Source organism: Kineococcus rugosus, from assembly GCF_050871975.1.
Taxonomy (GTDB): Bacteria; Actinomycetota; Actinomycetes; order Actinomycetales; family Kineococcaceae; genus Kineococcus.
The window spans coordinates 1-12,194 of the sequence record NZ_JBJLSJ010000008.1; the positions used below are offsets into that span (position 1 = coordinate 1).

Consider the following 12,194-nt stretch of genomic DNA (forward strand, 5'->3'; position numbering starts at 1 on the left):
CCAGCCCCCGGCCGCGGACCCGCCTCCCCCCCGCGCCGCGCGCCCCCCCCCCCGCGCCGCCCCCCGCCGCCCCCCCCCAGGGCCCCACCGAGGTGCGGGTCGTCGCGCAGGGCCTGTCGGCCGCCGTCGGCACGCTGCGGCGCGTGCAGGCCCAGGCCGACGCCATCGCCGCCGGCGACCTGGACTGCGAGGTGGTCCGCACGGCCGTGCCCGGCCCGCTCGGGGCGATCGTGCACGCCTCGGTCACGCAGGTCCTCACCGCGTTCGACGAGCGGGAGCGGCTGCGGGCCGACCTGGCCCACCAGGCCGCGCACGACGCCCTGACCGAGCTGCCCAACCGCGCCCAGACGCTCGTCCTCACCGGCCGCGCCCTGCACCGGGCGGCCCGGCAGGGGCACCGGGTGGGGCTGCTGTTCGTCGACCTCGACCACTTCAAGGCCGTCAACGACAGCTTCGGGCACGCCGCCGGGGACGAGCTGCTGCGCACCGCCGCGGCCCGGATGCAGGGCACCGTCCGCGGGGGCGACGTGGTGTGCCGCCTCGGCGGGGACGAGTTCGTGGTGCTGGTCGAGGGCGTGGAGGACGAGAAGGGGCTCGTCGACCTCGGGCAGCGGCTCATCGCGGCCCTCAGCGCGCCGGTGGCGCTGGCGGGGCTGCCGCGGGCCCAGCACGTGCGCGTCGGCGCCAGCGTCGGGGTGGCCGTCAGCGCCCCCGGCGCCCTGGACGCCGACCGGCTCGTGCGCGACGCCGACGCGGCCGCCTACCGCGCCAAGGACGCCGGCCGCGGGGTCGTGGAGGTCTTCGACGACGAGCTGCGCGCCGAGCTGGCGGCCCGCACCGAGCTGGAGACCGCGCTGCGCCACGGCCTGGTCACCGGCGAGCTGGTGCTGCACTACCAGCCCGTCCTGGACCTGGCGACCGGCCGCACCCGCAGCGTCGAGGCCCTGGTGCGCTGGCAGCGGCCCGGGCACGGCCTGGTCCCGCCGGACGCGTTCATCCCGGTCGCCGAGGCGTCCTCGCTGGTGTGCGACCTGGGGCGGTGGGCGCTGGCCGAGGCGACCGCCCAGCTCGTGCGCTGGGACGCCGAGGGCGGGCACCGCGCCGGGCTGGGGGTGGCCGTCAACATCTCCGGCCGGCACCTGGCGCAGGCGCACCTGCTCGACGACGTGACCGACGCCCTCACCGCCAGCGGCGTGGACCCGGCGCGGCTGACGGTCGAGATCACCGAGACCGTCCTGGTCGACGAGCCGCTGGCCCTGGAGCACCTGCGCTCGCTGCGCGAGATCGGCGTCCGCGTCGCCATCGACGACTTCGGGACCGGCTACACCTCGATCGGGCAGCTGTCCCGGCTGCCCGTGGACGTGCTGAAGATCGACCGCAGCTTCGTCTCCTCCCCCGAGGCCGGTCACGCCGATCTGGTCCGGCTGCTCATCAGCGCGGCGCACAGCTTCTCCCTCGGGGTGGTCGCCGAGGGGGTCGAGGAGGACGGTCAGCTGTCGGCGCTGCTGGCGGCCTCCTGCGACGCGGCCCAGGGGTACCTGTTCGCCCGCCCCGTGCCCGCCGCCGAGCTGCCCGCCGCCGAGCTGCCCGTGACGTCATCGCCAGTGACCACGTCGTGACACCCTGAAGTCGAGCGTCCACCGCCCGGGGGACCGACCCCGGAGGTGACCCGCGTGCCGACCGCCCGCCACCGGCGCCCGGGAACGCTGCGACGCAGCCTGTTCGCCCTCGTCCTCGTCCCCGTCGCGGGCCTGGTCGGGTTCATGGGCCACGCCGTCGACCAGCAGGCCACCCGGGCCCGCGCGGCGGCCACCGCCGCGGAGGACGTGCGCAGCGCCGTCGCCCTGGACGCCGTGCGCGCCGCCGTCGCCCGGGAGGTCGTGCCCGTGCTGGGGCGGGCCGTCCTGCAGGACCCGCGGGCCGCGTCGTCGGTGGGCGTGGACCCGGGCGCGCTCAGCCCGCTGTCGGCGGCCGCCGCCCCCGCGCTCGCCGCGCAGCGCCACGCGGTCCAGCTCGGCACCGACGCGGCCGTCGCCGCCGCCGCGGGGACCGGCGCCCAGGACCGGGCCCGGGCCGCCGAGCGCAGGGTCCGGGAGCTGCGGGCCTCCACCGCCGACGGCGACCTCGTGGCCGTCTTCACCGGCTACCGGGAGGTGGCCTCCGACCTGGCCGCCCAGGTCGGGCAGCTGCTGCGCTCGGCCCGCGCCGCCGGGCTCGACGAGGCCGGGACCGGTGCCCTCACCGACCTGCAGCTGGTCTCCCGCGCCTCCGCCCTCGCCAGCGCCGAGGTCCCCCTGCTGTTCGCCGCCGCCCGCCCGCAGGCCGGCGAACCGGACCGCGAGGCCTTCCTCACGGCCTGGGGCGGGTACCGCGGCGCCGCCGCCGAGGTCGAGGCGCAGGGGTCGCCGCACGTCGTGCGGGCCTGGCGGGAGGCGACGTCCAGCGCGGGCGCCGTCGCCGTCGACGGCCCCCTGCGGGCCGCCGCGCTCGACGGGCAGCCCCCCTCGCTGGCCGCGTTCGTCGGGCTCGCCGCCGCCAACGGCACCCGCGACGCGGCCCTGCGCGTGGTCGTGGAGACCACCGGGACGCTGGCCACCGACACCGCCCGCGCCCCCGTCGTGCGCGCCGAGCGGACGCTGCGGCTGCTCGTCGCGCTGTGCGCCCTCCTCGTCCTGGGCACCCTCGCCGCCGCGCTGCTGCTGCGGCGCTGGATCGCCGCGCCGCTGGACCGGCTGGCCGCCCAGGCCCGCGCCGTCAGCGACGGCGTCCTCGTCGACGTCGACGAGAGCGGCCCGCTGGAGGTCCGGACGGTCGCGCGGGGCCTGGCCGTCGCCGTCGACACCCTGCGCCGCGTCCGCGACCAGGCCCAGGCCGTCGCCGACGGCGCCCTGGACGCCGACGTCGTGCACCGCCCCGTGCGCGGGGCCCTCGGGGAGGTCGTGCACGCCTCGGTGCAGCAGATGGTCGGCGCCCTGCACGAGCGGGAGCGGCTGCAGGAGGTCCTGGCCCACCAGGCCACCCACGACGCGCTGACGGGGCTGCCGAACCGGGCCCGGGCCGGTGAGCTGATCGTCGCCGCCCTCGACCGGGCGACCCGCCGCGGCGACGACCCCCCGGCCCGGGTGGGGCTGCTGTTCGTCGACCTCGACCACTTCAAGGCCGTCAACGACACCCACGGCCACGCCGCCGGGGACCAGCTGCTGCGCGTCGTCGGGGACCGGATGTCCGCGTGCCTGCACGAGGGCCCGCACGGGGGCCCTCACGAGGGCGCCGCCCTGGCCCGCCTCGGGGGCGACGAGTTCGTGGTCATCGTGGAGGGGGTGCGCGGGGAGGCCGGGCTCGTCGACCTCGCCACCCGCCTCCTCGACGCGGTCTGCGCCCCCGTGGAACTGGCCGGTCCCACCCCCGGGGCGCAGGTCCGGGTCGGCGCCAGCATCGGCGTCGCGATCAGCCCGCCGGGGGGCTGCCCGGCCGAGCGGCTGCTGCTGGAGGCCGACGCCGCCGCCTACCGGGCCAAGGCCGCCGGCCGCGGGACGGTGGTGGTCTTCGACGACGCGCTGCGCCGCGACATCGCCCACCGCACCGCCCTGGAGGAGGCGCTGCGCGCCGGGCTGGACGCCGGCGAGCTCGTCCTGCACTACCAGCCCGTCGTGGACCTGACGTCCTCGGCGGTCACCGGCGTCGAGGCCCTCGTGCGCTGGCAGCGGCCCGGGCACGGGCTGGTCGGGCCCGACCACTTCGTCGCCGTCGCCGAGGACTCCGACCTGGTGTGCGACCTGGGCCGGTGGGCGCTGCTGACGGCCACCGCGCAGCTCGCCGCGTGGGACGCCGAGGGCGGCGCGCTGGCCGGGGTCGGCGCGGCCGTCAACGTCTCGGGCCGGCACCTGGCCCAGCCGCGGCTGCTCGGCGACGTCGCCGTCGCGTGCGCGGGCGCGGGCCTGGCGCCCGAACGGCTCACCCTGGAGATCACCGAGACGGTCCTGGTGGACGAGCCCACGGCCCGCGAGCACCTGCGCGCGCTGCGGGCCCTGGGCGTCAAGGTCGCCCTCGACGACTTCGGGACGGGCTACACCTCCATCGGGCAGCTGTCCCGGCTGCCGGTGGACGTGCTGAAGATCGACCGCAGCTTCATCGGCTCCGGCGACCGCGCCCACGCCGACCTCGTGCGGCTCGTCGTCGGTGCGGCGCACAGCTTCTCCCTCGGCGTCGTCGCCGAGGGCGTCGAGCGGGACGAGCAGCTCCAGGCGCTGCGGGCCGTCGGCTGCGACGCCGCGCAGGGGTTCCTGCTGGGCCGGCCCCGCCCGGCGCCGACGCTGGGCGCCGAGCTCAGCGCGCTCGCAGCCGCCGCACCAGAGAGGTGAGCCCGGAGGCGGCCAGGCCGAACGCGACGGCCGCCGCGACCCCCACCCACGGGCGGTCGCTGACGCCGCGCCCGGCCAGGCCGAGGGCGGCGTAGGTCACGGCCCAGCACAGCGCGGGCACCACGTCCGCGACGGCGAACCGGACGGCGGGGTACCCGGTGGTCGCGGCCGCCGCCAGCACCGGGACCCGCGCCCCCGGCAGCAGCCGCGACGTCACGAGCGTCCCCACGTCGTGCCGGGCCAGCCGCTCCCCCAGCTCCTCCAGGTGCCCGTGGTCCCCGGCCCGCCGCCGCAGCCGCCGCCCGGGCCCGGTGTGCGCCCCGCGCAGCAGCAGCGCGTACAGCACCACGTCGGCCGCGTACGCCGCGACCGCGCCCACCACGACGACCTCCCCCAGCGACAGCCACGACCGGTGGTGGCCCAGCGCCGCCATCGCCGAGACGACCGCGCCGGTGGGCAGCACCGGCAGCAGCGCGCCGACGACGACGGCGGCCAGCAGCAGGACCAGCGCCCACAGCCAGTGGTCGGCGTGGGCGGCCGGGTCCAGCAGGTCGGTCAGCACGGCGGCCCGGCTCAGGCGCCCGGCACCGTCGCGAGGAACTCCCGCACCAGCCGGGTGACCTCCTCGGGGCGTTCCACCACCAGCAGGTGCGTCGTCCCGGCGACGATCTCCTCGCGCGCCCCGGCGATGCCGGCCGCGATCGCGCGGGTGTGCTCGCGGTCCACCACGTCGTGCTCCCCGGCCACGACGAGCGCCGGGACGCCGATGGCGGCCAGGTCCGCGACGGGGATCCGCGGCTGGTCCGCCCACAGCTCCACCAGCTTCGCCAGCACCACCGCGGTGTGCCCCGGCCCGTCCGGCGACAGCGCCTCGTGCTCGGCGCGCATCCGGGCCATCGCCTCGGAGTTCTCCGGCACGTCCTGCGTGCTGATGCCCTCCGGGCTGAGGTTCGCGCTGATCGCCACGACCGACCGGACCCGCTCGGGGTGCCGCACCGCCATCAGCAGCGCGATGACCCCGCCGTCGCTGAACCCGACGAGGTGGGCGCGGCCGACGCCCAGCGCGTCCAGCAGGGCCAGGGTGTCGAGGACGCCGTCGTCGTAGGAGAACGGGCCCTCCCGGTCCGGGGTGCGGCCGTGGCCGGGACGTTCGGCGGCGTGCACGGTGAACGCGTCCGCGAGGGCGTCGCCGATGGGCCGCATCGTCTCCAGCGAGCAGAACCCGCCGTGCAGCAGCACCAGCGGCTCGCCCGCGCCGGCGGTCTCGACGTGGCTGGGGATCCCGCGCAGGTCCAGGGAGGGCACGGGGTCAGGGTAGGACCGCGCGACCCTGCCGCGGTCGCTGCCGGTGCACTACCGTCCGTGCTCCTGCCGGCGTGGGAGAGGGGGCGGCGTGCTGCCGCGAGCACGGACCAGCGTCGTTTCCAGCACCGGGCCGGCGCAGCGGTGACGGAGTCCCGGCACCCGGACCGGCACCGCCTGCGCGACCTGGTGCCCTGGCGCCGCGGCGCCGGCCTGCCCCCGGGCCAGCGCGAGCTCGGCGTCTTCCCGCGCTTCTCCGACGACCCGCTGAAACCCCCGCCGCGGCTGCCGGCCGAACCGGAGCTCGTCGTCACCGGCGCCGTCGAGCGCGAGCTGCGGCTGCCCCTGCCCGGGGTCGTGGGACCGGCCCGGCGGGCCGACGTCGTCGCCGACTTCCACTGCGTCACGACGTGGACGACGCGCGGCCTGCGCTGGAGCGGGCTGCCGTTCTGCGCGTTCTGGCACCACGTCGTCGAGCCTGCGTGCGGGCCGTCCCCGGACACGAGCTGCGTCGTCGTGGAGGGGCTGGACGGGGCGCGCGCCGTCCTGCTGCTCGAGGACGCCCTCGCCCCCGACGTCCTGCTCGCCGACCGCCTCGACGGCGAACCGCTCACCCCCGCCCACGGCGCGCCCCTGCGGCTCGTGTCGCCGCGGCAGTACGGCTACAAGAACGTCAAGCACGTCCACCGGATCGAGGTGCACGCCGCCGTCCCCCCGAGCACCTACGGCCCCAAGGAGCACCTGCGGGCCCGGGTCGACCTCGAGGAACGGCACTCCACCACCGACCCCCGGCTGCTGCGGGCGGTGTACCGGCCGCTCGTCCCGCTGACCGCGGCGGTCAGCGCGTGGTCCCTGCGGCGCGGGCGGCGGTGAGCCTGTCGACGGGGGCCAGGGGGGAGGGGGGAAGCAGGAGAGGCCGGGCCCCTGGGGGACCCGGCCTCTGCACCGTTGCAGCGCAACGGGTGGAGCCGCCTCGGGGAATCGAACCCCGGACCTACGCATTACGAGTGCGTCGCTCTGGCCGACTGAGCTAAGGCGGCACTGCTGGTGGTGCTGCGCCCTCGCGGGCACGGACACTGAGCCTACAGGACACCAGCAGGTGCCTTCACCACGGGCTCACCGCCCCTCACACCGCGGCGCGGGCCACGAGGGCGCGGGCGTCCTCGGTGATGAGGTCGCCGTTGATCGCGGCCCCGGCCATCACGCCCGCCCCGGTGGAGGCGGCGAGCATGGCGCCGGGGTCGGCGACGTTCCCGGCGGCCCACACGCCGGGGACGTCGGTGGCGCCGCCGGGACGGGTGGGGACGAACTCGCCCATCGGGTTGGTGGCGAGCTGCCCGCCGAGCTGGCGGAACAGGTCGGCGCGGGCCCGGTAGTACGGGGTGACGACGAGGGCTTGCACGCCGACGTCCTCGCCGTCGAGGTCCACGACGAGGTCGCCGGGGGTCCCGCCGACGCGGCGGACGGTGCCCTCGCGGACGGTGATGCCCAGGGCGCGGTACTGCTGCGCGGTCTCGGCGGGCACGTCGAGGTCCTGCACGAAGAGGGTCACGTCGGGTGAGAGCTGGCGGAACATCAGCGCCTGGTGCAGCGCGGAGGGCCGGGAGCCGAGGACCCCGATCCGCTGCCCGCGCACCTCGTAGCCGTGGCAGAACGGGCAGTGCAGGACGCTGCCGCCCCAGAACCGGCGCAGGCCGGGGACGTCGGGCAGCTCGTCGGCGAGCCCGGTGGCCAGCAGGAGGCGCCGGGCCCGGACGACCCGCCCGGACAGCAGGCCGAGGGTGAACCCGGTGCCGTCGCGGTGGGCGGTGACGGCCCGGTCGTCGAGGAACCGGGCGCCGTACCCGCGGGCCTCGGCGCGGCCGGCGGCGAGCAGGTCCAGCGGCGCGGTGCCCTCGCGACCCAGGACGTTGTGGGCGTGCCCGGCGGGGGCGTTGCGGGGTTCGCCGGCGTCGACGACGACGACGTCCCGCAGCGAGCGGGCCAGCGCGACCGCGCCGGCGAGCCCGGCCGCTCCCCCGCCGAGGACCACCACGTCGGCGTTCACGTCGGCGCTCACGTCGGCGCTCACGTCGGCGCTCACGTCGGCGTTCACCGGGCGATCCACAGGGCGCGGGTGGCCTGCGGGGCCAGGGCGAGGGGTCCGTCGAGCAGCGCGGTCAGCGCGTCGGCGGCGGCGCGGTCCAGGCCGTCGACGTGCAGGTAGCGGGGCAGCCACAGCCGGGCGTACTCCTGCGCGGCGGCCCGGGTGCCGGCGTCGTCGGGAGCCCCGGTGGTGACGTCGCGGCGGGTGACGGTGAACCCGGCCGCCTCCAGGGCCCCGGTCCAGTCGGGGTGGTGGTTCCAGCCGGCGGCGAGCGCCGCGGCGCGACCGGCGTCCTCGGCGGGGTCGGTGGTGAAGCGGGGCAGGCCCTCGATCTCGACGACGGCGAGGGCGCCGCCGGGGGTGAGCGCGGCGCGGGCGCCGGCGAGCAGGGCGGCGGGGTCGGCGACGTGGTGCAGGGAGGAGGCGGCCCACGCGAGGTCGACGGGGCCGACGGCGGGGAACCCGTGGTCGAGGTCGGCGTCGAGGACGGTGAACCCCTGGGTGCGCAGCGCGTCGAGCATCGCCGGGTCGTGGTCGACGGCGGTGACGGTGGCGGCGGGGAACCGGTCGCGCAGCAGCCGGGTGCCGGTCCCGGTGCCGGCGCCGAGGTCGACGACGCGGCGCGGGGCGAGGTCGCCGAGGGCGTCGGTGAGCGCGTCGAGGACGGCGGTGAGCTGGCCGCCGAAGACGTGCGCGTCGAGGTCCAGGACGCGGTGGTGGCCGTCGTGGTCCCGGTGCTGGTGCTCGTGCTGGTGCTGTTGCCCGTGGTGGTGGCTCATGCCTCCACGGTACGGACGCCGTGCGCCAGACGCTTACCATCTTGCGCATGGAGCAAGACGTGGACAGCCTCATCCGCCGCCGCATCCGGGGCCTGCGCCTGGCCCGCGGCTGGTCGCTCGACAACCTCGCCGCCCGGTGCTTCCTCAGCCCCTCCACCCTCAGCCGCCTGGAGACCGGCAACCGGCGCATCGCGCTCGACCAGCTCGTCCCCATCGCCCGCGCCCTCGACACCACCCTCGACGACCTCGTCGCCACCGAGGACGACGAGGACGTGCTGATCCGCCCCGAACCCGAGCACCGGCCCGGTGTCACGACGTGGCTGCTGTCCCGCGACCGCGCCGTCGCCGGGGTGAGCGTCGCGAAGATGCGCCTCGCCGCGACCCCGGCGGGCCCCCCGTCCGGGTCGCCGGAGGACGAACCCCGCGTCCACCCCGGCCGGGAGTGGTTCACCGTCCTGTCCGGCCGGGCCCGGCTCGAGCTCGGCGGCCGCGTCGTCGACGTGGTCCCCGGTCAGGCCGCCGACTTCTCCACGATGGTCCCGCACCGCATCAGCGCCGCCCCCGGCACCGGCGACCTGGAGATCCTGTCCATCTTCGACCGCGACGGCGAACGGGCCCACCTGCACGACTGAGGCGTCAGGACCGGCGCGGCCACGGCAGGCGCGCCACCAGCGCGAAACCCTCCCCGTCCCGGTGCGCGCGCACCGTCCCGCCGACCAGCTCGACCCGTTCGCGCAGCCCCACCAGCCCGAAACCCGACGACGGCGCCCCCACCCCCACCGCGGCGGGACCCCCGGGCCGGTCCTGCACGACGACGTGCAGCGCCCGGCCGCGCCGCCCGCTCACCCGCACCCGCGCCCGGTGCCCGGGCGCGTGCTTGCGCACGTTCGTCAGACCCTCCTGCACGACCCGGAACGCGGTGCGCCCCAGCGCCTCCGGCACCTCGGGGACGTTCGGGACGGCCAGGTCGAGCTCCACCGGCAGGCCCAGCCCGCGCACCTCCTCGACGAGGGCGGGCAGGTCCTCCAGCGTCGGCTGCGGGTTCGCCGCCTCCCGCGTCGACTCCTCCCGCAGGACCCCGAGGATGTCGCGCAGGTCCTGCAGCGCCGCGTGCGCGCTGCGCCGGATCGTTCCCGCCGACGCCACGACCTCCGGGTCGGCCGACCCCTCCAGCCGCAGTTCCAGCGCCCCGGCGTGCATGCTGACCAGGGAGATCCGGTGGGCCAGCACGTCGTGCATCTCCCGCGCGATGCGCGCCCGCTCCACCGACCGGGCCTGGTCGGCGCGCAGCTCGTGCTCGGCGCGGGACCGCTCGGCCTGCTCCCGCCAGGACGCCGCGAGCTGCCGCCGCGCCCGCACGTACATCCCCCACGCCAGGGTCCCCACGACGACCGCGACGTACACCGGCACGACCGCCCACCACGGGATGTCCGGTTCGGGCCACACCACCCCCTGCACCACGGCGGCGGCGGCGACCCCGGCCGCCACCCACGCCGCGACCGGGAACCGGCGCCGCACCGCCACCCCGAACAGCGTCACCAGCGAGACGAGCCCCAGCGCCCACGACAGCGTCGAGGCCACCGTCACGACCACCGCGACCGCCACCGGCCACCGGCGGCGCGCGAACAGCAGCGGCGTCAGCACCAGCCCGAGCAGCAGGTCCGCCGCGACGACGGCGTCCGAGCGCTGCTCCGGGGTGTCCTCCAGGCCGATGCCCACCAGGACCAGCCCCACCCCCCAGCAGCCCAGCACCGCGAGCGCGTCACCGGTCAGGCGCAGCGCCCGGTTCCCCCGGGCCCACCACGGCCCGGGCGGCGGCGGTCCCGGCGGCGTCGTCGGTTCCCGGACGGTCGTGGCTCCGCTCACGCGCCCACCGTAGGGGGGCGCGGCGGGGGGGGGGGGGGGGGGGGGGGGGGGGGGGGGGGGGGGGGGGGGGGGGGGGGGGGGGGGGGGGGCGGGGGGGGGTGGGGGGGGGGGGGGTGGCCCCCGCACGCCCGCCCGGAGGGGCGGCGGCCCGGGGGGGGTGGGGGGAGCCGGGACGGTCGGGCCACCCCACCCCCCCCCCGGGGGGGGGGCCCCGGCGGCGCCCCGTGATCACGGGGCGGTCAGGAGCAGGTGGTCCCCTCCTGCGGCGCGGTCCCGGCGACCAGGTACTCGTCGACGGCGGAGTCCACGCACGCCGACCCCGTCGCGTACGCGGTGTGACCGTCCCCGTCGTAGGTGAGCAGCCGGCCCGACGCCAGCTGCGCGGCCAGGCCCTGCGCCCACGCGTACGGCGTCGCGGGGTCGCGGACCGTGCCGACCACCACGATCGGGCCGGCGCCCTCGGCGCGCACCGGCCGCACCTCCCCCACCGGGGCGACGGGCCAGTTCGTGCAGGCCAGCCCGCCCCAGGCCAGGAACGGCCCGAACGTCGGGGACCGCTGCGCGAACTCCCGCACGGTGCGCTCCACCTGCGGCGCGGACTCGGCGTCGTCGCGGTCCAGGCAGTTCACGGCGTAGATGACGGTGGTGGAGTTGTCCAGGTACCGGCCGTCGGCGCCGCGGTGCGCGTACGCGTCGGCCAGGGCCAGCAGCTGCGACCCGTCGCCCGCGGACGCCGCCGTCAGCGCGCTCGACAGCCGGGGCCACGCCGCGGCCGAGTACAGCGGGTACGCCACCGCGAAGTACCCCAGCCCCTGCACCAGCGGGCGGTCCGTGCCGGTCGGCAGCGGGCGGGCGTCCAGGGAGTCCAGCAGGTCGCGCACCTGCGCGACGCCGTCGTCGACGCTCCCGGTCAGCGGGCAGTCGTCCCCGTCGAGGCAGTCGGCGACGTAGGACCGCAGCGCCACCTCGAACCCCGCGGCCTGCCCGGCGTTGACCTCCTGGCTCGTCAGGGCCGGGTCGATCGCCCCGTCCAGGACGACCCGGCCCACGCGCTGCGGGAACAGCTCGGCGTACCAGGCGCCCAGGTAGGTGCCGTAGCTCTTGCCGAGGTAGCTGAGCCTGTCGTCGCCCAGGGCGGCGCGCAGCACGTCGAGGTCCCGGGCGACCGAGCGGGTGTCGACGTGCGCGGCCAGCGGCCCCGACGCGGCGCACCCCACTCCCAGCTCGGTGGTCCGCTCCGCCAGGGCCCGCACCTCGGCGGGGTCGTCGGGGGTCGGGTCCGTCGTCAGGAACGCGTCGACCCGCGCGTCGGTCAGGCACCGCAGCGGCGAGGACGACCCCACGCCGCGCGGGTCGAACCCCACGACGTCGTAGTGGTCGCGCACGTCGGCGGACACCACCTGCTCCGCGGCCCGCGCGTACTCGACGCCGGAGGCGCCCGGGCCGCCGGGGTTCAGGACCAGGGACCCCAGCCGGTCCTCCCCCTCCGCGGACGTCGGCAGCCGCACCACCGCCAGCGTCGTCGTGCCCGCGGCGGGCGCGGCGTAGTCCACCGGCACCGTCAGCTGCGTGCACTGGAACCCGCCGGAGCAGTCGGCCCACTGCAGGTCCTGGGCGTAGAACGCCGACAGCGCCGGGTCGGTGGCGTTCTCGCCCTCGACCGCCCGCGCGGTCCCCACCGGGCTGGGGTCCGGGCTGGAGCCTCCCAGCGCCGAGCACCCCGACAGCACCAGCGTGGCGGCGGCGAGGGAGCAGACGACTCGTCGGGCGGCGCGCATGGTGAGGGCCACGGTACGTGAC

General features: G+C 77.9%; 10 protein-coding genes and 1 tRNA gene. 4 read left to right on the forward strand and 7 right to left on the reverse strand.

Going from position 1 to position 12,194, the window contains the following annotated elements:
* Positions 1–92: 92 nt before the first annotated feature.
* Both ACRYM6_RS05855 and ACRYM6_RS05860 read left to right on the forward strand, forming a co-directional pair.
* On the forward strand, positions 93–1,619 hold the full coding sequence (locus tag ACRYM6_RS05855; RefSeq protein ID WP_432541803.1) for a putative bifunctional diguanylate cyclase/phosphodiesterase: 1,527 nt from the start codon (positions 93–95) through the stop codon (positions 1,617–1,619).
* A gap of 54 nt (positions 1,620–1,673) precedes the next feature.
* Complete coding sequence (locus tag ACRYM6_RS05860; RefSeq protein WP_432541804.1) at positions 1,674–4,361, forward strand: putative bifunctional diguanylate cyclase/phosphodiesterase; 2,688 nt, start codon at positions 1,674–1,676, stop codon at positions 4,359–4,361.
* On the opposite strand, the gene ACRYM6_RS05865 is transcribed toward ACRYM6_RS05860, so the two are convergent.
* Positions 4,327–4,923: a DedA family protein gene (locus tag ACRYM6_RS05865; protein ID WP_432541805.1), complete on the reverse strand. Its 597-nt coding sequence runs from the start codon at positions 4,921–4,923 to the stop codon at positions 4,327–4,329. The two genes, ACRYM6_RS05860 and ACRYM6_RS05865, sit on opposite strands and share 35 nt — an antisense overlap.
* Positions 4,924–4,934: 11 nt before the next feature.
* Positions 4,935–5,666: an alpha/beta fold hydrolase gene (locus ACRYM6_RS05870; protein ID WP_432541806.1), complete on the reverse strand. Its 732-nt coding sequence runs from the start codon at positions 5,664–5,666 to the stop codon at positions 4,935–4,937.
* Positions 5,667–5,807: 141 nt separating this feature from the next.
* On the opposite strand from ACRYM6_RS05870, the gene ACRYM6_RS05875 reads away from it, so the two are divergent.
* Positions 5,808–6,536 carry a molybdopterin-dependent oxidoreductase gene (locus tag ACRYM6_RS05875; RefSeq protein ID WP_432541807.1) on the forward strand — a complete coding sequence of 243 codons (729 nt, stop codon included), beginning with the start codon at positions 5,808–5,810 and terminating at the stop codon, positions 6,534–6,536.
* A 90-nt stretch (positions 6,537–6,626) separates the two neighbouring features.
* Here ACRYM6_RS05875 and ACRYM6_RS05880 read toward each other — a convergent pair.
* From ACRYM6_RS05880 to ACRYM6_RS05890, 3 genes are all read right to left on the reverse strand, one after another.
* Positions 6,627–6,703 (reverse strand) — tRNA-Thr (locus tag ACRYM6_RS05880).
* An 86-nt stretch (positions 6,704–6,789) separates the two neighbouring features.
* Entirely contained in the window at positions 6,790–7,758 is a 969-nt protein-coding gene (locus tag ACRYM6_RS05885; protein WP_432541808.1) for an NAD(P)/FAD-dependent oxidoreductase, read from the reverse strand.
* Positions 7,755–8,528 carry a class I SAM-dependent methyltransferase gene (locus tag ACRYM6_RS05890; RefSeq protein WP_432541809.1) on the reverse strand — a complete coding sequence of 258 codons (774 nt, stop codon included), beginning with the start codon at positions 8,526–8,528 and terminating at the stop codon, positions 7,755–7,757. Before ACRYM6_RS05890 ends, ACRYM6_RS05885 begins: the two co-directional genes overlap by 4 nt.
* A gap of 47 nt (positions 8,529–8,575) precedes the next feature.
* Between ACRYM6_RS05890 and ACRYM6_RS05895 the strand changes: the two genes are divergently transcribed.
* Entirely contained in the window at positions 8,576–9,160 is a 585-nt protein-coding gene (locus ACRYM6_RS05895) for a helix-turn-helix domain-containing protein (RefSeq protein ID WP_432541810.1), read from the forward strand.
* A 4-nt stretch (positions 9,161–9,164) separates the two neighbouring features.
* Here the strand turns inward: ACRYM6_RS05895 and ACRYM6_RS05900 are convergent, their stop codons facing one another.
* Both ACRYM6_RS05900 and ACRYM6_RS05905 read right to left on the reverse strand, forming a co-directional pair.
* Positions 9,165–10,394, reverse strand: coding sequence for a sensor histidine kinase (locus tag ACRYM6_RS05900; protein WP_432541811.1), 1,230 nt, complete (start codon positions 10,392–10,394; stop codon positions 9,165–9,167).
* A 239-nt stretch (positions 10,395–10,633) separates the two neighbouring features.
* Positions 10,634–12,184: an alpha/beta hydrolase gene (locus tag ACRYM6_RS05905; protein WP_432541812.1), complete on the reverse strand. Its 1,551-nt coding sequence runs from the start codon at positions 12,182–12,184 to the stop codon at positions 10,634–10,636.
* Positions 12,185–12,194: the final 10 nt, after the last annotated feature.